Source organism: Shewanella sp. 433, assembly GCF_059338565.1.
Map to the genome: position 1 here is coordinate 208,656 of NZ_CM181703.1, position 17,572 is coordinate 226,227.

General features: G+C 48.6%; 20 protein-coding genes and 1 riboswitch. Of the genes, 2 read left to right on the forward strand and 18 right to left on the reverse strand.

Annotation, left to right across the window (positions count from 1 at the left end; genetic code table 11):
• Nucleotides 1-4: 4 nt before the first annotated feature.
• The 13 genes from AC5YB1_RS01035 to moaA form a co-directional block, all read right to left on the reverse strand.
• Entirely contained in the window at nt 5-1,264 is a 1,260-nt protein-coding gene (locus tag AC5YB1_RS01035; RefSeq protein WP_494520383.1) for a sensor histidine kinase, read from the reverse strand.
• Between the two features lie 49 nt (nt 1,265-1,313).
• Nucleotides 1,314-1,991: a response regulator transcription factor gene (locus AC5YB1_RS01040; RefSeq protein WP_475515467.1), complete on the reverse strand. Its 678-nt coding sequence runs from the start codon at nt 1,989-1,991 to the stop codon at nt 1,314-1,316.
• Nucleotides 1,992-1,995: 4 nt separating this feature from the next.
• Nucleotides 1,996-2,532, reverse strand: coding sequence for a PepSY domain-containing protein (locus AC5YB1_RS01045; RefSeq protein ID WP_494520384.1), 537 nt, complete (start codon nt 2,530-2,532; stop codon nt 1,996-1,998).
• A 62-nt stretch (nt 2,533-2,594) separates the two neighbouring features.
• The gene (locus AC5YB1_RS01050; protein ID WP_494521554.1) at nt 2,595-2,759 is read right to left on the reverse strand and encodes a NirD/YgiW/YdeI family stress tolerance protein; all 165 of its coding nucleotides are present in this window, start codon (nt 2,757-2,759) and stop codon (nt 2,595-2,597) included.
• Nucleotides 2,732-2,941: a hypothetical protein gene (locus AC5YB1_RS01055; protein ID WP_494520385.1), complete on the reverse strand. Its 210-nt coding sequence runs from the start codon at nt 2,939-2,941 to the stop codon at nt 2,732-2,734. The genes AC5YB1_RS01050 and AC5YB1_RS01055 overlap by 28 nt, the downstream gene beginning before the upstream one ends.
• A 108-nt stretch (nt 2,942-3,049) precedes the next feature.
• Nucleotides 3,050-4,168, reverse strand: a complete 1,119-nt coding sequence (locus AC5YB1_RS01060) for an ABC transporter ATP-binding protein (protein WP_494520386.1) — start codon at nt 4,166-4,168, stop codon at nt 3,050-3,052.
• On the reverse strand, nt 4,149-4,829 hold the full coding sequence (modB, locus tag AC5YB1_RS01065) for a molybdate ABC transporter permease subunit (RefSeq protein ID WP_475515463.1): 681 nt from the start codon (nt 4,827-4,829) through the stop codon (nt 4,149-4,151). Before modB ends, AC5YB1_RS01060 begins: the two co-directional genes overlap by 20 nt.
• 3 nt (nt 4,830-4,832) lie before the next feature.
• Entirely contained in the window at nt 4,833-5,585 is a 753-nt protein-coding gene (modA, locus tag AC5YB1_RS01070) for a molybdate ABC transporter substrate-binding protein (protein ID WP_494521555.1), read from the reverse strand.
• 90 nt (nt 5,586-5,675) lie between these two features.
• Nucleotides 5,676-6,143: a molybdopterin synthase catalytic subunit MoaE gene (gene moaE / locus AC5YB1_RS01075; RefSeq protein ID WP_162599231.1), complete on the reverse strand. Its 468-nt coding sequence runs from the start codon at nt 6,141-6,143 to the stop codon at nt 5,676-5,678.
• Nucleotide 6,144: 1 nt separating this feature from the next.
• On the reverse strand, nt 6,145-6,396 hold the full coding sequence (moaD, locus tag AC5YB1_RS01080) for a molybdopterin synthase sulfur carrier subunit (protein ID WP_494520387.1): 252 nt from the start codon (nt 6,394-6,396) through the stop codon (nt 6,145-6,147).
• 28 nt (nt 6,397-6,424) lie between these two features.
• Nucleotides 6,425-6,901, reverse strand: a complete 477-nt coding sequence (gene moaC / locus AC5YB1_RS01085) for a cyclic pyranopterin monophosphate synthase MoaC (protein WP_110458727.1) — start codon at nt 6,899-6,901, stop codon at nt 6,425-6,427.
• Nucleotides 6,894-7,424, reverse strand: coding sequence for a molybdenum cofactor biosynthesis protein B (gene moaB / locus AC5YB1_RS01090; RefSeq protein WP_494520388.1), 531 nt, complete (start codon nt 7,422-7,424; stop codon nt 6,894-6,896). Before moaB ends, moaC begins: the two co-directional genes overlap by 8 nt.
• 110 nt (nt 7,425-7,534) lie before the next feature.
• Nucleotides 7,535-8,515: a GTP 3',8-cyclase MoaA gene (moaA, locus tag AC5YB1_RS01095; RefSeq protein ID WP_494520389.1), complete on the reverse strand. Its 981-nt coding sequence runs from the start codon at nt 8,513-8,515 to the stop codon at nt 7,535-7,537.
• Nucleotides 8,503-8,636, reverse strand: a riboswitch (molybdenum cofactor riboswitch). (Overlaps the previous gene by 13 nt.)
• Before the next feature lie 229 nt (nt 8,637-8,865).
• Here moaA and AC5YB1_RS01100 point away from each other — a divergent pair.
• Both AC5YB1_RS01100 and AC5YB1_RS01105 read left to right on the forward strand, forming a co-directional pair.
• Nucleotides 8,866-10,515: an electron transfer flavoprotein-ubiquinone oxidoreductase gene (locus AC5YB1_RS01100; RefSeq protein WP_494520390.1), complete on the forward strand. Its 1,650-nt coding sequence runs from the start codon at nt 8,866-8,868 to the stop codon at nt 10,513-10,515.
• A gap of 237 nt (nt 10,516-10,752) precedes the next feature.
• Entirely contained in the window at nt 10,753-12,669 is a 1,917-nt protein-coding gene (locus tag AC5YB1_RS01105) for a methyl-accepting chemotaxis protein (RefSeq protein ID WP_475515458.1), read from the forward strand.
• Nucleotides 12,670-12,764: 95 nt separating this feature from the next.
• Here the strand turns inward: AC5YB1_RS01105 and AC5YB1_RS01110 are convergent, their stop codons facing one another.
• The 5 genes from AC5YB1_RS01110 to AC5YB1_RS01130 form a co-directional block, all read right to left on the reverse strand.
• Nucleotides 12,765-13,085, reverse strand: coding sequence for a DUF4870 domain-containing protein (locus AC5YB1_RS01110; protein WP_475516893.1), 321 nt, complete (start codon nt 13,083-13,085; stop codon nt 12,765-12,767).
• 82 nt (nt 13,086-13,167) lie between these two features.
• Nucleotides 13,168-13,878 carry an MOSC domain-containing protein gene (locus AC5YB1_RS01115; RefSeq protein WP_494520391.1) on the reverse strand — a complete coding sequence of 237 codons (711 nt, stop codon included), beginning with the start codon at nt 13,876-13,878 and terminating at the stop codon, nt 13,168-13,170.
• A gap of 448 nt (nt 13,879-14,326) precedes the next feature.
• A complete protein-coding gene (locus tag AC5YB1_RS01120; protein ID WP_475516892.1) occupies nt 14,327-15,184 on the reverse strand; it encodes a PfkB family carbohydrate kinase in 858 nt (285 codons plus the stop codon).
• 209 nt (nt 15,185-15,393) lie between these two features.
• Nucleotides 15,394-15,984, reverse strand: coding sequence for an HD domain-containing protein (locus tag AC5YB1_RS01125; RefSeq protein WP_475516891.1), 591 nt, complete (start codon nt 15,982-15,984; stop codon nt 15,394-15,396).
• A gap of 108 nt (nt 15,985-16,092) precedes the next feature.
• On the reverse strand, nt 16,093-17,430 hold the full coding sequence (locus AC5YB1_RS01130) for a coproporphyrinogen III oxidase family protein (RefSeq protein WP_494520392.1): 1,338 nt from the start codon (nt 17,428-17,430) through the stop codon (nt 16,093-16,095).
• Nucleotides 17,431-17,572 lie beyond the last annotated feature (142 nt).

Below are 17,572 nucleotides of genomic sequence, written 5' to 3' on the forward strand. Positions count from 1 at the left end.
TAGGTTAGGAAAATTCAATGGTGACAATCAACCCAGGTTGATTGTCACTGAGAGTAATGCGCGCATTATGACGCTGTAAAATGGCTTTCACTAGCGATAATCCTAACCCGGTGCCTTTATGGTGACGGCTGGGATCGAGCCGTACTAAGCGATCAAACACCTTTTCGGTCGCCTCAGGCGGAATACCCGGGCCATTATCGATAATTTGTACTTGGTTTCCACGCTGCACTATCTGCACACTGGCGCCTTGGCCTGCATACTTAATCGCGTTATCGACCAGATTAAATAAAGCTTGGAACAACAAGTATTTATCGCCCATCACCGTATAATCGTCAGCGGTTTGCAGCGACAATGTTTGCTCGTTAAGCTCCGCCATTGCATCTGCCATCTCATACAAGTCGCCACACAGGGCTTGTAGGCTTAGGGGCTGCAGTTCGAGAATTTGTTGCCCCTCTTCGATACGGGTTAATGACAACATGGCATCGAAGGTGGCTAAACAATCGTCGAGTTCCTCGGTTAAGATTGCGCAGGCTTCACCGAGTTCATCTACCGACTTATTGGGCAGCTGTTCTATCCCCATGCGCAGATGTGACAGCGGAGTGCGCAAATCGTGAGCGATATTGTCGGTAGCCCCTCGCACCGCGTTAAGGTTGTTCTCTAGAGTATCTAATACGCCATTAAATTTTACCGCCAGCATGTCGAATTCATCTTGACGCCAACTCACGGGTAACCGTGTCGAGTATTCCCCTTTTTCGATACGGCGGCTTAAACGATTGTACTGCACTAAGCGGCGTAGGATCGCCTTAGAAAACAGGTAACCTAAGGCTAAAGTTAATACAATGGTCAACATCAGAGCGGTGATCGCCGCGTTCACAAATCGCTCGATTAAGGTCGCTAACTGGTCGGTTCGCGTGGCAATTAACACAGGGCCATAACGGGTGATAACTAAGCCACCCGTTAGAATATGCAGCTTGTCTGCCCCTCCCGCCAAAATAGGAAACTCTCGGGTTTCAGGCAAGATAGGCATGTCATCGGGCATGAGGCTCAAGGCCCCGACTAGATCGAGCGAGCTGCGCCACACCACTAGGGCAGTTTTGGGGTCGGCGGTACGAATTTGAGTCGCAAAACTGCGTCTATCGAGCGTCAGCGCCATCTGTTGATAGCGCTGTTTTTCTGCCGCTAAATGTTGATTGGTTTGCAGCTCTTGCTCGTTAATCAGCTGGCGATACATACCAAATAGCAAGGTGCCAATGATCAGGGTCACTAAGCCCGAAAAGATGATAGTGATCCGCCAGGCACTACTCTGGTAGGGCTTAATGCCCTTGACGTAGGCGATAACCAGCCCCTCGAACGGTTTCGATTAGTTCACCAAAGCCAAGCTCTTCAAACTTGCGACGCAGCTTAGCTATATGCACATCAATCACATTAGTGCGCGGATCAAAGTGATAGTCCCATACCGCTTCAAACAGCAAGGTACGACTGATCACCTGATTAGGATGTTCCATCAAGTACTTAAGCAATTGAAACTCTTTGGGTTGCAGCGGGATCTCATGGCCTGCCAAGGTCACTTTACGCGTTAGCAGCTCCATCACCAAATTGCCGACGGCTAATTCGGTGTGCGCAGGCGCCGAGTTGCCTCGTTGCATCAGTTTTTCTGCACGCACTAATAGCTCCGAAAAAGCAAACGGCTTGGTCATGTAATCGTCGCCACCAGCTCTAAGGCCCTTAACTCGCTCATCCACGTGGCTAAGGGCCGATAAGATCAGCACAGGGGTTTGATTACCCGTTGCTCGTAGCGCGGCTAATACCTTGAGTCCGTCAAGCTGGGGTAGCATGCGGTCTAAAATAATCAGATCGTATTGCATACTCGTCGCAAGCAGCAGACCTTGATGGCCATCGCTTGCGGTTTCAATATTGTGCCCTTGTTCGGTAAAGCCTTTCACCACATAATCGATGGTGGTAGCGTCATCTTCTACGAGCAATATTTTCATTAAGTTAATCCCACTTAAGTAGGGGCAAAGGCCGCTGATTTTCAATATCAAACGCCAAGCGACGTTTGCCATATTGATCAATTAATTTAAGCTCTAAGTAACTGATCCCTAAGTCATGATCGAGTTGTGCTTCGACAATATGTGCCGTGCTATCGCCCATGGCTGTTTTAAGCAACTGTGAAAACTCCAGATCCATATCCTGCATCAGGCGCACAGCTTTCAGTTCGTCACGATCGTCGGCCTCTAAGGTTGCCACTTTCTGCCTAATAAGCTTGCCATCTTTAGCCCAAAATTCAAATTCTGTCACGGTATCGGCTTGGGTGTTGATCATACTCACTTCATAGATCAGCTCACCATTAACCACATCGATATCAAATTCTGAGATAATCCCACGGTAGCTTTTCTCCGCTTGCGCAATGATCTGCTGCGGGGTCAGACTCTGGCTATCTGATAGTAACTCCAGAACTGTCGAGTTCGCGCTGGCAAACCCAGCAACACTGACACTAGATAACAGCACTAAGCTGATTAACCAACGAGCCATAACTCCTCCATAAAATGTTTAATATCGGTATCTTAACCCCAGCAACAAGCTGCGGGCTAGCGTTAATCTGCTAGGAGATCGATTTCATCAATTGCAATCTCAACCCCTTGCCATTCATCATCCACCTCACCTTTTAGGGTAACAGTGGTGTTGGTTAACACCTCAATATCACGCCATAAGGCATTGTCGATTTCGACTTCTACCTCACCACTCTGGTCTTTAAACAGGTATTTTCCTCCCCTAGGCTCTTTATCAGGTGTCCTGTGAGCGCAACGGGAGTATCAGGTCTAGCCTTAGCCGCTTCTGCTGCCGTCTGCACCGCAGATGGGCTGGCATAGCTATAGGCCACCACGCTAGGCAAGGTCAATACACAAGCTAATATTAATGAACCCGTTAATTTTCTAGTCATATTTGCTCCTATACCGCACTTATCTCAATAAGCGAATTGTAGAGCCCCTATGATGGAAAAGAGATGGAACAAAGATTAATGATTGATCATACAATCGACTAGGGCGAGTTAGCCTGCAGCACAGATTTCTAGGATATGGATAAGCTCTGATTTCAGTGCCACCTCAGTCTCAACCCCAGGGGCTAGGGCAAGCTTTTGCGCCAAATGTAACGGCACCTCTGCGTTAAGGCTATGCTTTACGCCCTTGATACTGGCAACAATGCGCATGGTTTCGCCCATCGCCAAGGTCGACTCCACAGTGATAATCAACTTATTAAAGCTGCGACACAGGCGTCCTTTGGTGATGGAGTTAAACCGAATACCTTGATTGGGGATCACCCAACGCACCGTGGAGCCAATATCTAGGCTGTCAAAATAACTGCTGGCGATGAGGTGATCACCAAACTTCAACCAAGTGATCTGCCGCGCTTCTTCTTGCGCCACCACCTCGGCATCAAACACATTGCGCAGTCCCATCTGCTTTGCCACCGCTTCATTACGTGGCCGGGTGAGTACGTCTCTGGGAGCGCCTTGTTGTAACAACACGCCTTGGCTGATTAAAATCATGCTATCGGCGAGCAACAGGGCTTCATTGAGATCATGAGTGACCATAATCACCGGAATCGCTAACTGCTCTTTAAGCCTCGCTAACTCAAGATACAGGCGCTCGCGGGTTTCGCGATCGACCGCAGAAAAAGGCTCATCAAGCAGCAATACCGAAGGCTGACGCGCTAAGGCGCGTGCTAAAGCGACCCGTTGACGCTGGCCACCCGACAAATTAGCGGGGAGTCGGTCAGGCAGGCCATGTAAATTGACTCGCTCTAACCAATCTTTGGCTCGAGTAACGCGCTCGTCCTTGGGGATATGATCGAGCGCCGCCACCACATTTTCGAGCGCCGTCATATTGGGAAACAAACCAAAGTGTTGCGGCACATAGCCTAAATGACGCTGCTGCGGAGTAAGGTAATCGCCCTGCTGGCTATTAAACCACTGACGCTCACCGTAGCGGATCTCACCCGCTTGAGGCTTGGCTAATCCGGCGATCATCCGCAGTAGCGTCGACTTACCGCCTCCCGATGGCCCCACTACCGCCAACACTTCTCCAGCACGGCAGGTAAACTCGGCATCGAGCACTATCTCTTGGGTTTGATTAACCCTGCAATACAGATCAGCGACGTCTTGAGACACTTAAGCCTCCTAAGCGGCGTGACAGACTGGTGGTCAGCGCTAGTGCCGTAACCGCAAACAGCAGTAATACCAACGACATCTGCCCTGCACTGGCAAAATCGAAGGCTTGTACGCTGTCATAAATCGAGATGGCGATGGTCTTAGTTTCACCGGCAATGTTGCCGCCCATCATCAATACCACCCCAAATTCACCCAATACATGCGAAAAACAGAGTACTAAGGCGGTCAGCACACCAGGCCATACGAGGGGCAGCTCAATTTTGGTTAACGCTTTAAACGGACTCATACCACAACACGCTGCAGCGTCACGCACCTCTTCGGGTACTGCCTCAAAGGCACGTTGAATGGGCTGAATAGCAAACGGAATATTGACTAACACCGAGGCGACCACCAACCCAGAAAAGTGGAATACTAACTGCTGGCCAAGCACATTTTGTAGCAACTGGCCTAACCAAGACTGACTGCCAAGTCCCACCAGCAAGTAATAGCCGATAACGGTAGGCGGTAACACCAAAGGCACCATGATCAAGGCTTCGACCCAAGATTTGCCGCGAAATTGATGATAGGCCAACAAGCGCCCTACCCAGATAGCGAAAGGGATCAGTATGAGCACGGTTACAGTGCTCAATTTGATCGATAAGCCTAACGCCTGCCAATCCATCTGTTACTCTCCCGGTGCTGTGAGTTCAGGCAAACTAAAACCAAAGTCGGTAAACACCGAGCGCGACCTTGCCTGCTGCAAGTAACCATAAAAGAGTTTGGCGGTATCGCCCGCTTTCTCGGTCAATACCATGCGTTGATTGAGCGGCGTATGCCATTCACTGGGCAACGCCACATAGTGGCCAACGGCTTGAAATTGGGGTGCCATCGCCAAAGATAACGCCACAATGCCGCCATCGGTGGAGCCACTCAAGGCAAATTGGGCGGCTTGGGAGACATTTTCGCCAAATATAAGGTGGGATTGTACTTGCTGCCACATACCAAGATGCTCAAAGTATTCGCGAGCTCGCTCACCATAGGGCGCATGATCGGGATTGGCGATGGCAAACCGTTGTAGCAGGCCTTGTTGCAGCATGCTTTTTAACCCCTCTAGCTGGGGATCTAACGCTAATGCAGAGGTTTTTGGAGCCGCTAAGGCTAGACGCCCAATGGCATACAACACGCCATCGCTAGTGGTGACACCAAGCTTATGCAACTGATAAATATATTTATCATCGGCTGATAAAAACAGTTCAAACGGCGCGCCATGGCGGATCTGCGCCACTAAATTACCCGAAGAGCCATAGGAGATACGCACTCGCTGTCCCGTATCTTGGGTAAAATTAGCGGCAATTTTATCGAGCGCAAACTTAATGTTGGCCGCCGCAGCGATGGCGGGGACGTCACTTGCCCAGCTTGGCGATGCGCCGACACACATAATGAATATCGCCACAGCGCGAATAAAGCTCTTCACACTACTCTCCCCAATGCTAGCAAAACGCCATCTTAGAATACGCCTAAATCGCGGCTATTTTTGTTGCCACATCTGCGCCGCTTGTTCATCGGCATCTTTGGCTTCGACCCAATTTTTACCCTGATCGCCCGCCTCTAGCTTCCAAAATGGCGCCTTAGTTTTAAGGAAATCAATTAAAAACTCACAGGCGGCGAACGCGGCCTTACGGTGCGCACTGGTGACGCCAATAAACACTATCTGCTCGCCAAGCGCCATGGTCCCCACGCGGTGAATGATGGTCACCTTGTTGAGCGGCCAGCGCTCACGCGCCTGTGCAGTGATTTGTTGCAGCACGGCCTCTGTCATACCGGGGTAATGCTCTAAGGTGAGATCGGTAACAGCACTGCCATCATTAAAATCACGCACTTTACCCACAAACGTCACCACAGCGCCGTCGCTATTATCATCGGCAATACGGGCATACTCTTGTGGCACGCTAAAATCGTCAGTCTGCACCAATACCCGATCGAACATCGCTGTCATATTAGCCTCCCGTCACTGGAGGAAAGAAGGCCACTTCATCGCCATCTTCCACTGGGGAATCCCAGCTGCTAATGGTTTGATTAACGGCTACCAGCAACTTATCTGAGGCCAGCACTTTAGCCCACTTGTCATCTTTGGCCGCCAGCTGCGCCCGCAATCCTTCAGCGGTACGCGTCACATCGGATGCCTCTACCTTTATCGAACCTTCACCCAATAGCTCACGAACTTGAGCAAAAAAAAGTACATTTATCATTTATCGACACCTTAAACGCTTGTAGCCGTTATACCTTGAAGTGACCCGATTTGCCGCCACGCTTCTCTAGGAGACGTGTCTGCGAAATCAGCATATCTTTTTGCACCGCTTTACACATATCGTAAATCGTCAACGCCGCCACGGAGGCCGCAGTAAGGGCTTCCATCTCAACCCCTGTCTTACCCGATAACTTACATAAGCTGGTAATACGCACTCGATTAAACTCGGGCTGCGCCTCAAGCTCAACCTCAACCTTAGTCAGCATCAATGGGTGGCACAGTGGAATTAAATCGGAGGTTTTCTTCGCCGCTTGAATACCGGCAATACGCGCCGTAGCAAATACGTCACCTTTATGGTGGCTGCCGCTCATGATCATCTCAAGGGTCGCAGGCGCCATTTCGATAAAGGCTTCGGCGCGAGCTTCGCGCTCGGTAACCGCTTTTTCGGTCACATCGACCATATGGGCATTACCGTCGGCATTAATATGGGTGAATTGGTTACTCATCTGTCGCTACCTTTTTGAGATGCATTACAAAGTTACAAGGCCTATGTGTGGCGTCAAGTTGTTGTTTAATAATCTGGTTCCAGCCAGTACGGCAGGCTCCAGTTGAGCCTGGCAAACAAAAAATCGCCGTCTTATTGGCAAAACCGCCTAATGCACGAGATTGCACCGTCGAGGTGCCAAGCTCGTTATAAGTGATGTGGCGAAATAACTCACCAAAGCCATCAATATCACGGTCAAACAGTGGGCGCACGGCTTCAGGAGTATTGTCACGTTCGGTAAAGCCTGTCCCACCTGTGGTGATGATAACTTGTATGTCACCGGCCGCGATCCATTGTGACAGCTGCGCGCGGATCTGGTATTTATCGTCTTTACACAACTGACGATCCAACAAGCGATGACCAGCATCGACAACCGCATCGGCTAAAAACTGGCCCGATGTATCGCGGCTCAGATCGCGAGTATCTGATAGGGTTAAGATCGCAATATTTAATGGTATAAATTTCGAAGTAGTACAATGACCCATAACGCCTCTTCACTCAATAATGGATTCGATAACCAGCCATAGCATCTGGCTGGCAGCCGAGTATACCTATGCACTAACGCCGTGGTATTGCGTTAGGTCATAGAAGCCGATTAACCGCCAATAGATGCTAAATGCTGGGTAACGCCAGTGATGCCGTCATGAAGAAAATGGGTTTGCTTTTTGGTCTGCAGTTGACCATGCAACCGCTCGATAAGCTCGCTGCGCTGCTCACGTTGCTGTAGCAAGTCTCGAAGATCGACGCCGTGTTCGGTAAAGAGACATAAGTGCAATTTACCTTTAGCCGATACCCGCAGACGATTACAGTTAGCACAGAAGTTTTTCTCATAAGGCATGATCAAACCAATACGGCCTTTAAAGTCGTTATGGCTGAAGTTTTGCGCTGGCCCATCATCAATTGCCGAACGGTCTAAATGCCAGCCGTCTTGTATTAGCTGAGCTTTAATGTCCGCACCAGCAAGGTGATGCGCCTGAAAATAGTCACGCCCTAAGCCAGTTTCCATCAATTCGATAAAACGCAGATCGATAGGCGTATTTTTAATCCAGTGCAAAAAGCGCGGTAAGTCTTTGTCGTTCAGGCCTTTCAGCAGCACAGCATTAATTTTCACCCGCTCGAAGCCGGCCGATAATGCCGCATCGACGCCACGCATCACCTCATCGAACTTGTTTTCGCCGGTGATCTGATAAAACATGCGCGGATCTAAGCTATCAACAGAGACATTGATGCGTCTTAAGCCCGCATCAAACCATTCCTTTGCGTGCTTTTCTAAGCGGTAACCGTTGGTGGTCGTGGCAATAGTGGAGATATTGTCGTTATCGGCCACAATACGAATAATGTCGCTAAAGTCTTTACGCAGGCTGGGCTCGCCACCCGTAATACGAATTTTTTGTGTACCCACTTCGCCAAAGGCGCCGACTAGATTTTCAATCTCATTAAGATCTAAAAACTTAGGCTTACCATCGGGACGGTAGCCATCGGGGAGGCAGTAAGTGCATTTGAAATTACAAACATCAGTGACTGACATCCGTAAATAGTGAAATCTTCGACCGAAATTGTCTTGTAGTTGAGACATGATCACCTTTCCAAGTAAGGGGAGGTGAGTCAATTTCTCTTCTCACCCCGGTGGCACTATTGCCACGGCTTACTGTCCATATCATAGACGTAGGACAGAAAGCTCGGAGAACCGTCGTTTGCTAATTATAGGCCGATTTGCTGCCTAGTTAACACCTTTCACGCCACATTTTTACTCCGCCCCCCTGTCACCGTTAACATTCTGTGACAGCGCTCACGCAGATAATTGCTATCAATTAGTCTATCTTGACTGCTTAAACTCTGTGCCATCTAGCAAATTTAAGGTAAGGTGTTGGCAAAGAATAAAACACCCGTTTCAATCGGGGGATAAGTAATAAAAGAGGTGAAGTGATGGAACGCGAATCGATGGAGTTTGACGTTGTTATCGTTGGGGCTGGGCCTGCAGGCCTAGCCACAGCGTGTCGACTAATGCAGATATCCCAAGACAGTGGCCAAGAGTTATCTGTCTGCGTGGTAGAAAAAGGCTCTGAAGTCGGTGCCCATATTTTATCTGGCGCCGTGTTTGAACCTAAGGTACTGGGTGAGCTCTTTAGTGATTGGAAAACTACAGGTGCGCCTCTTCATACTGCAGTCACTCACGATGAACTCTTTATGTTGGGATCTGAGTCCGCTTCGCGTGCCATGCCTAATGCCTTAATCCCCAAGACAATGCACAATGAGGGGAACTACATCATCAGCGTCGGCAACCTTGCCCGGTGGTTGGCTGAGCGCGCCGAAGCACTTGGCGTTGAGATTTTTCCCGGCTTCCCCGCCAGCGAACTGCTGTTTAATGACGACAACAGCGTCAAAGGCATCATCATTGGCGACATGGGCATTGGCGCTGATGGCCAACCTAAAGACAGCTATGAACCGGGTATGGAACTGCATGCCAAATACACCGTCTTTAGTGAAGGTTGCCGTGGCCATTTAGGTAAACAACTGATCGAAAAATACCACCTAGACAATGGCAAGACGCCACAGCACTATGGCCTAGGGTTTAAAGAGATCTGGAAAGTCCCTGCCGAGCAGCACCAGCAAGGTAAAGTGGTCCATACTGGCGGTTGGCCGCTCAATGATGGTGCATCGGGTGGCGGTTTCCTATACCACTTAGAAGATAATCAAGTGGCGGTGGGGTTAATTATCGACCTTAACTATCAAAATCCGCATCTCAGTCCTTTTGATGAGTTCCAGCGTTATAAGACCCATCCAGTGATCAGTCAATATTTGCAAAATGGTGAACGTATCAGCTATGGCGCACGCGCCATTACCAAGGGCGGACTAAATTCACTGCCCAAAATGAGCTTTCCTGGCGGACTGATCATCGGCTGTGATGCCGGCACCCTTAACTTTGCCAAGATCAAAGGCACCCACACTGCCATGAAGAGTGGCATGATTGCTGCTGAGACCATCTGTCATGCATTACATGCCGGGGTAGACGGTGGCAAAGATCTCGACTGTTACCAAGAAAAATTTGAACAAAGCTGGCTGCAAGAGGAGCTCTATACCTCACGTAACTTTGGCCCTGCAATGCACAAATTTGGCGCTTACCTTGGTGGCGCATTTAACTATATTGACCAAAACTGGTTTGGCGGCAAGTTCCCTATCACGCTGCGCGACGAGCATCCTGATCACGCTCAAATGGCCGAAGTGGGTGCCTACAATAAAATTGATTACCCTAAGCCTGACGGTAAGCTCAGCTTCGACAAGCTCTCTTCGGTGTACTTGTCAAACACCTATCATGAAGAAGATCAACGCTGTCACCTGCGTTTAACAGACGAGAGTATTCCACTGCAGGTTAACCTAGTAAAATTTGATGAACCCGCCCAGCGTTACTGCCCCGCCGGGGTATATGAAATCGTTGAAGAAGCGGGCGAAAAGAAATTTATGATCAATGCTCAAAACTGCATCCATTGTAAAACCTGCGACATTAAAGACCCCAGCCAAAACATCACCTGGGTAACGCCAGAAGGCGGCGGAGGCCCCAATTACCCTAATATGTAACCAACTTAGTTGTAAATAAAAACACGCTCACATGAGCGTGTTTTTGCTTGCGCTTGTGATAATAAGTAACCATAATCGCTCACCATACCTACAAGCGTTACCTAAAGCGCACATTTAACATCATCCTACCAATACACTATCGAATGTTTGAGCATGTTTGATCATTCTTGCTCGGCCTTAGATTGACTCATCAAATTAGCTACCGCTATTTAACAATTGTAGATGTGAGTGACCGCTATGACGCTTAATATGCTAACCATTAAACAAAAAATCTTACTCACCGTCGCCTTGGCCGTGTTGTTATCAACCGCCCTCGTCGGTGTGCTCAGTCAACGCAGTGCCAAAGATGTGGTCGAGCAACGCATGCTGACCTCTGAACTGCCCAACACCCTGTTTGCGATCCGCAATAAAATTGAAATGGATATCGCTATTCTGCTGGAGGCCGCCGAGCAACTCGCCAGTAGCAAAATGTTGAAACAGTGGCTGGTCGCCGGACGTCCTGCTGAAAGCGAAGCGATTGTCATCGAGCAGCTCAAGAGTATGCAGCAGCAGTACCACCTGGCTCAGACCTCTTATGCTGACCGCGAAACCGGCGCCTATTATACCCAAGACGGTTTTTTACGCGTCCTAAGCCCAGAGCAAGATGGCTGGTTCTTCGACTATAGAGACAGTCGTCAAGAGCGCATGCTCAACGTATTTACCGAGGCCAATGGCGAGGTCAAACTGTTTATCAACTACCAGCAACCCAATGACAGAGGTTTAGTGGGGCTGGGGAAATCCCTAGACGATATGGTGCGCCTACTCGGCTCATTCACCATAGAACAGAGCGGATTTGTCTACCTTGTTGACGCTAAAGGTCAGGTACAGCTGCACCAAGATACCAGCCAAATTGGCAAGGCCAATGTCGCCTCTCTCTATCCGCAAAGTGATACTCAATCTCTATTATCTAAAAGCGAATTTAAGCTGATCAGAACCGAAATAGACGGCGAGTCAGTATTAGTTGCCAGCAGTTATTTAACCTCGATGGATTGGTATGTAATCGCTCAAGTGCCCGAAAGTGAAGTGTTTGCCTTATTAGAAGAGTCCGCCTACCAAATTTTAATGTGGACCGTACTGATCGCCGCCGCCTTTATTGGTTTGGCCGTGATCGTCGCAAGCTCTGTCAGCCAACCTATCGCCAAAGTCGCTAACATGCTCCAAGATATTGGCCAAGGCGAAGGCGATTTACGCCAACGTCTGCCCGTTGATGGCAATGATGAACTGGCCCAACTGGCGCAAGGGTTTAATAGTTTTATCGAAAAAATTCAACGATCTATTATCGAAGTTACCGACACCAGTGTACAGTTAAGCCACGCGGCTAAAGAGGTGGCCGAACAAGCCCAGCAAACTTTAGATGACAGCCTGCTACAGAAAGATCAAACCATGATGGTGGTGACCGCGATTAATCAAATGGGCGCTACGGTTCACGAAATTGCTGGCAACGCAGCGCAAGCAGCCGACAGTGCAAAAGAGGCCGATCGAGAGTCTAAATCGGGCCAAGATGTTGCAGGTGATGCACGCGATACCATCAACGCCCTGTCGCAGGATGTTGAACAAGTGGGCAATGTTATTGAATCTCTCGCCAACCACACCACTTCTATCGGCAGTATTTTAGATGTGATCCGCGCCGTGTCTGACCAAACCAATTTACTGGCATTAAACGCTGCTATCGAAGCGGCGCGTGCCGGTGAAGCTGGCCGAGGCTTTGCCGTGGTCGCCGAAGAGGTACGTAATCTCGCCTCTCGCACCGCGGTATCAACCGATGAAGTACAAAAAATGATTGATAACTTGCAAGCCGAAGCAGCCCGAGCTGTCGCTGCGATGCAGCAAAGCAAAAGTCGCAGCGAACAAGGGGTGCAGGCCGTTGATAAGGCGCGCCATTCATTAGTCGAGATAAGCCAACAGATTGGTGCCATCAGCGACATGAATATCCAAGTGGCTGCTGCAACTGAAGAGCAATCGACCGTGGTGGAAGACATTAATCGCAATGTCACCGAGATCAGTGAGATCACCCAGCGCACGACGGAAACGTCCAATGCCGTCGCGCAAGCCAGCCAATCGCTTAATCAACTGGCCTTACGCTTAGACACTTTAGTCGCGGGCTTTAAAGTGTAAAACCCTGAGTAAAAAAATAACAAGCCCGCATTCGCGGGCTTTTTATTGCAACTTATATTTAGAGGTCTACAAGGGCTTAACCGCTAACAAGGCGCCTATGGCTTAAAAAAAGGGATCGCTAAGGGATAACGATAACAGATCCCCTCACTGGCCTTCATCGCCGCAATAATGGTGACCACAATATCGAAAATCGCCAGTACGCCAAACAAAATAAAACCAATGCCGATAAACATCAGAATAAAGCAGATCACCGCATAGATAATCATACTGATCTTAAAATTTAAACAGTTACGGCCACAGTGGTCGACAAACGCAATCTCGTCGCGCTTCATCAGCCATACAATCAAGGGGCCTAATATCGACCCCAGCGGGATGAGATAACCGGAGAAGCTGGCAAGATGTACTGCTACCGCCATATTTTTATCATCTCTGGACAATGCCTCGTATTCAGTCACGACTCTCTCCTTGGTAATACATCATTTATTATGGGTATTCATCTTATTTATATTCAGCACGTAAACCAGAATGTATCGCCTCTGGACCGAGCAGACGCATCTGCCAAGGCTCAATCTTTTGGCTGGCTAAACGGTGTTGCAAACTGACCACCCATGCCAGTGCTAAGCCGGTGCAATGGGCAAGACGTTCGTAAGCTGCGGCATCAAATTGATTCGCAAAATAGATCGCCATAGACTCGCGTACACTGATATCGCTGCAACGTTCAATCAAGCGGATCCCATCACTTAAATACAAAGTTCCTGGGGTTAAAATGCGATAAAACCAACCGCACAAACCGCTGGTTTGCATCGCTAAGGCAAATTCAGGATGACCAAATTGATGATTAAGTTTAAAACAAGGTGAACGTCCCTGCGTCACCTGCACTCGTATCTCACCAATAGCAAAAATATCACCAATATTGACCTGAGTTTCATCGAGACCGACCGTACTGATATTTTCGCCCATCGCCGGCGCATCTTTAAAACCAGTCATCATATCCCAGCGCCGGTATTGGCCATAATGTTCGCGCGAAAAATGATGTAGCACGCGATCTAAACCGCCATGATGCTTAGGGTCAGCCTGGCTATCACCCTCGACTCCCAAGGTGCCCACAACCAACTGCTGGCAAGGCTGCTTTGCATCGATCATGCTATTAACCGCTGCGACTAGGCACACCTGATCGCCAGCATATAAGCCAGATATTTTTTCAATCATCAGTTACCACCACAAGAAGTGAATCACCCAGCTCTGCAATCATAGTACGATTCATATATGGGTTTTATGTTATCAATATCCCCCTAAACTCAAGATAAGTTAACACAAAATGGCTTGATTGCTAGCAGCGACCACAGAGATTTTTTGCGTCACAAACTGATTAACATCGTAATAAGATCAAAATGTTACAACTTTTAAATCATGCTATTGCCACAAAAAAGTTCGTCAATAGGGATAAATAACAGGCAAAAAAAATGCCCCAGGATAAGGGCAAGAGAACAGAAACACGCTACTCAATAGAAGTCAGACTTTTGGTCAGCGCTACGCTGTGACCATGAAGCCACTATAAGCGGCAATGATGACACTAAGATGACAGTGTTAAATAAATATCGGCGGATTGATTCAAAGTCAAAAGGGACGGCCTACAAGCTAACACCGTGTGCCAACCTCAAAGCTTATCACCCATCGATGCCTCTAAGTAGTGCTGTAGCTGCGGCCCCGGAATAGAGCTGTGAGTCGACACCGCAAATGCCGCCCAGCGCGCGGCTTCCTCCATAGCCACCACAACAGGATCCCCCTGCACTAAGCCATGGATTAATCCAGCAGCATAAGCATCGCCCGCCCCTGTCGTATCCACCACCTCGGCAGGCTGCGCCGCCACGTGCTGCTCACCATCGGCTTGGTATACCATTGCCCCCGACTCACCATCGGTCACCACAAAGGCTTGTAAGCTGGCACCTGCTATGGTTAAACCGTATTGCCAAGGCGATAACTCACTTCGTCCTTGCATGTCGGCCTTAGAGGCAATTAACACATGACAAGGCCGAGGACGATTATCCTTAGCCAGTTGCGCTATCACCCAGCAATGATTTAATGCGGTCTTAGCCCAACTCACCGCACCTTCGGCCGACGAATTAATATAAAGCGCATCCCAGTTAGACCACTTAGGTGGAGCGGCTAACTCGAACAACGGCCGCTGCGGGCGAATAATGGTGCGCTCACCATCGGGTGTCATCACTAGGAGCATTTCAGGGGTATTACCGTCATGACGCTGCATCAAACGGCAGTCGATCCCTAAGGTACTTACCTGCGCTAATAGCCAATCGCCCACTTTATCGCGGCCCACTTGACTCACCAGCGCCACATTATGACCCGCCCAGACGAGGCCAATACCTGTGTTGGCTCCGCCACCGCCGAGGCGCTCACCACCATCTTGATAGTGGAATCGTCCCCCCATTTTAAGTGGCTTATTGAGCTTTAAGATACGGTCACAATTTAAGTTGGCAACCAGCAAGATATTAGCCATGGGGACTCCGGCATAATGGGCAATTGAGCTGATAATGTGGTTATTATTAGCCATAAAATGAGTGTCAGGTGACGCACTAAACTCAATCAATCAGCCATGCGCCGTGTGGCAACCTCTCTTTATACCAAGCCGGCTATAATAGCTCAACTTTTCATAGTCTGGCTTGGTAATAGATAGCGTGTGACGATGAAAAAGTGCTACAACTGCGGTTATATTTCGCTGGCAAGCTGCTGTAAAAAAGCCCGCATGAACTCACTACGTTTTAGCGCTTCAATACGACCCGCAGTGGTGCACATGGTGTCGCTTAAGTCCAGTAGCTTTTGATAGAAATGATCTAGGGTAAATTGCGTATCATCAGGGAGACGCTGCTGACAAAATGGATCGTCAAGGCTGTATAAGCTGCGTTGCAAACTGCTGCCAACCTGAATACATCGCGTAATACCTATCGCACCTAGTGCATCTAGCCTGTCGGCATCTTGTACGATTTGTGCCTCTCGGGTTTGTGGCGTCACTTTGGCACTAAAACTGTGGGCGACAATGGCATGGTGGATCGCACTAAAATGCCTTGAGGGATAGCTTATCTGGCCTAAAAACTCGATAGCTTGGTCGGCTGCCAAACGTGAGGATTGGGCGCGCAGAGGATCATCTTTCGCCAGCGATACGCAATCATGTAACCAAGCTGCCGGCACCACCACATCGGCGCAAGCGGCTTCTTCACGGCACAGTTGCTTAGCCGATTTAACTACCCGTAACACATGTTGCAAGTCGTGCGCCGCATCACTGGGGCGCTGTAATTGCATAAACTGTGAAAATTGCTGTTCAAACTCGCGCAACGCTGGCTCCTCAATACAAAAAAGGTTGAACCTAGTTCAACCTTTTTTAGTTATCATTTCAAGAGGGTTAACCCATTACATGTCGCAGGCCTTAAGCGGCTTACGCAGCTGAGCACGGACGTTATCCATGCCAGAATAGAACTCTTTCATCATTAACAAGCCCATCATCTTGCCATTATCGGTGACGATCAAGTTGTCAGGATCGGTCGGATCATCCTTAATGGCACCAATGGCCTTCATTGAGGTCATCTCTTTAAACAGCGCCCAATCCAAATTGACCCCAAATGTCTCGCGGAAATACTTACGCGATAACCGACCGGAGAACATGCCCAGCAAGAAGCGATACTGCATCACATCTTTTTTACTGTAGTTCTTCTGCTGCTCGACACCCATACGGCCTGCGGCGATATTTTCTTGATACTTACGCAAAGAGAAATTGTTCACATATAAGGTGTCATTGAGAAAGCTAAATGATCCTGAGCCAACTCCTAAATACTCATCATAATCGATGACATACTCATCAAACCCTTCATTATTGGCCTTACCAAATGCCCATGCCGATAGCTGATTGTATTGACCATTGAGACTATTGAGAATTTGACGATATTGACGAGCCATATCGCCATGCGGCGCCGCCAGCTTGCCCTTAACACTCTTACGCGTTTGATGGGTGATCATCAAAGGATACGTGGTAATTTGGCGTGGATCGAGACGCGCGGCCATATCTAAATCATGCTGGATCACTTCATCGGTTTGACCACGAAAACCAAAGATTAAATCGACGTTGATAATAGGGAAGAGTTCTTTGGCCGCCATGATCTTGTCAAAGGTTTCTTGGCCCGAACCGAACTTTTCTAAGCGATCTGTCATCGCCAAAATATCATCATTAAAGCTTTGCACCCCAATCGACATGCGGTCGACTAGGCCTTTTAACTGTTTAAAGCCGGGGCTGTCTAAATGCTGTGGATCAGACTCACACGACACCTCTTTAATGCTAGGAAATAGCGTCTTAGCATGTTCAATGGTGCGCGCGAGCTCATCTTCTAATACCGTGGTCGTGCCCCCCCCGATATACATAGATTCAAAGTCATAACCAAGCGACTTCACCATATCCATCTCTTTACGCAGCGAAATAAAATAGGCGCGCGCCTTATCCTCTTTAAATATAAATCGGTGGAAGGTGCAGAAAGAGCACAAGGTATGGCAAAAAGGAATGTGGGCATACAGCATGTATTTTTTGCCTTCGACGGGCGCAGGCATCATAGACGCTGATTGGGTATCGAGTCGCAAATTTTTATCAACATAATACTGCATCACTCGTTCCATTGAGCTGAGCATCCAGTTGGGCACAGTAATATTCGCTTGATACGGCTGAATCATATCACCAGACACCGCTTGAACAATTGAAGACATAAACATTCCTAACTGAAACAGACCTTGAATAGCAAAGCCGTTGAATAAATAATGACTTAAAAAAGATACCTAACCTTTTGTGGACCATAAAAGTATCAGCTTCGCTGTATATAAAACGTGAACTCGCCGCCAGTTACAACAC

Bases quoted from the DNA above. Each gene is read 5' to 3' on its own strand.
- moaD (WP_494520387.1), bottom strand. From the start codon at position 6,396: ATGATAAATGTACTTTTTTTTGCTCAAGTTCGTGAGCTATTGGGTGAA.
- AC5YB1_RS01100 (WP_494520390.1), top strand. From the start codon at position 8,866: ATGGAACGCGAATCGATGGAGTTTGACGTTGTTATCGTTGGGGCTGGG.
- AC5YB1_RS01040 (WP_475515467.1), bottom strand. From the start codon at position 1,991: ATGAAAATATTGCTCGTAGAAGATGACGCTACCACCATCGATTATGTG.
- modA (WP_494521555.1), bottom strand. From the start codon at position 5,585: ATGTGTGTCGGCGCATCGCCAAGCTGGGCAAGTGACGTCCCCGCCATC.
- modB (WP_475515463.1), bottom strand. From the start codon at position 4,829: ATGGATTGGCAGGCGTTAGGCTTATCGATCAAATTGAGCACTGTAACC.
- moaB (WP_494520388.1), bottom strand. From the start codon at position 7,424: ATGGGTCATTGTACTACTTCGAAATTTATACCATTAAATATTGCGATC.
- moaE (WP_162599231.1), bottom strand. From the start codon at position 6,143: ATGACAGCGATGTTCGATCGGGTATTGGTGCAGACTGACGATTTTAGC.
- AC5YB1_RS01045 (WP_494520384.1), bottom strand. From the start codon at position 2,532: ATGGCTCGTTGGTTAATCAGCTTAGTGCTGTTATCTAGTGTCAGTGTT.
- moaC (WP_110458727.1), bottom strand. From the start codon at position 6,901: ATGAGTAACCAATTCACCCATATTAATGCCGACGGTAATGCCCATATG.
- AC5YB1_RS01055 (WP_494520385.1), bottom strand. From the start codon at position 2,941: ATGACTAGAAAATTAACGGGTTCATTAATATTAGCTTGTGTATTGACC.
- AC5YB1_RS01110 (WP_475516893.1), bottom strand. From the start codon at position 13,085: ATGGCGGTAGCAGTACATCTTGCCAGCTTCTCCGGTTATCTCATCCCG.
- AC5YB1_RS01105 (WP_475515458.1), top strand. From the start codon at position 10,753: ATGACGCTTAATATGCTAACCATTAAACAAAAAATCTTACTCACCGTC.
- moaA (WP_494520389.1), bottom strand. From the start codon at position 8,515: ATGTCTCAACTACAAGACAATTTCGGTCGAAGATTTCACTATTTACGG.
- AC5YB1_RS01125 (WP_475516891.1), bottom strand. From the start codon at position 15,984: ATGCAATTACAGCGCCCCAGTGATGCGGCGCACGACTTGCAACATGTG.
- AC5YB1_RS01115 (WP_494520391.1), bottom strand. From the start codon at position 13,878: ATGATTGAAAAAATATCTGGCTTATATGCTGGCGATCAGGTGTGCCTA.
- AC5YB1_RS01120 (WP_475516892.1), bottom strand. From the start codon at position 15,184: ATGGCTAATATCTTGCTGGTTGCCAACTTAAATTGTGACCGTATCTTA.
- AC5YB1_RS01130 (WP_494520392.1), bottom strand. From the start codon at position 17,430: ATGTCTTCAATTGTTCAAGCGGTGTCTGGTGATATGATTCAGCCGTAT.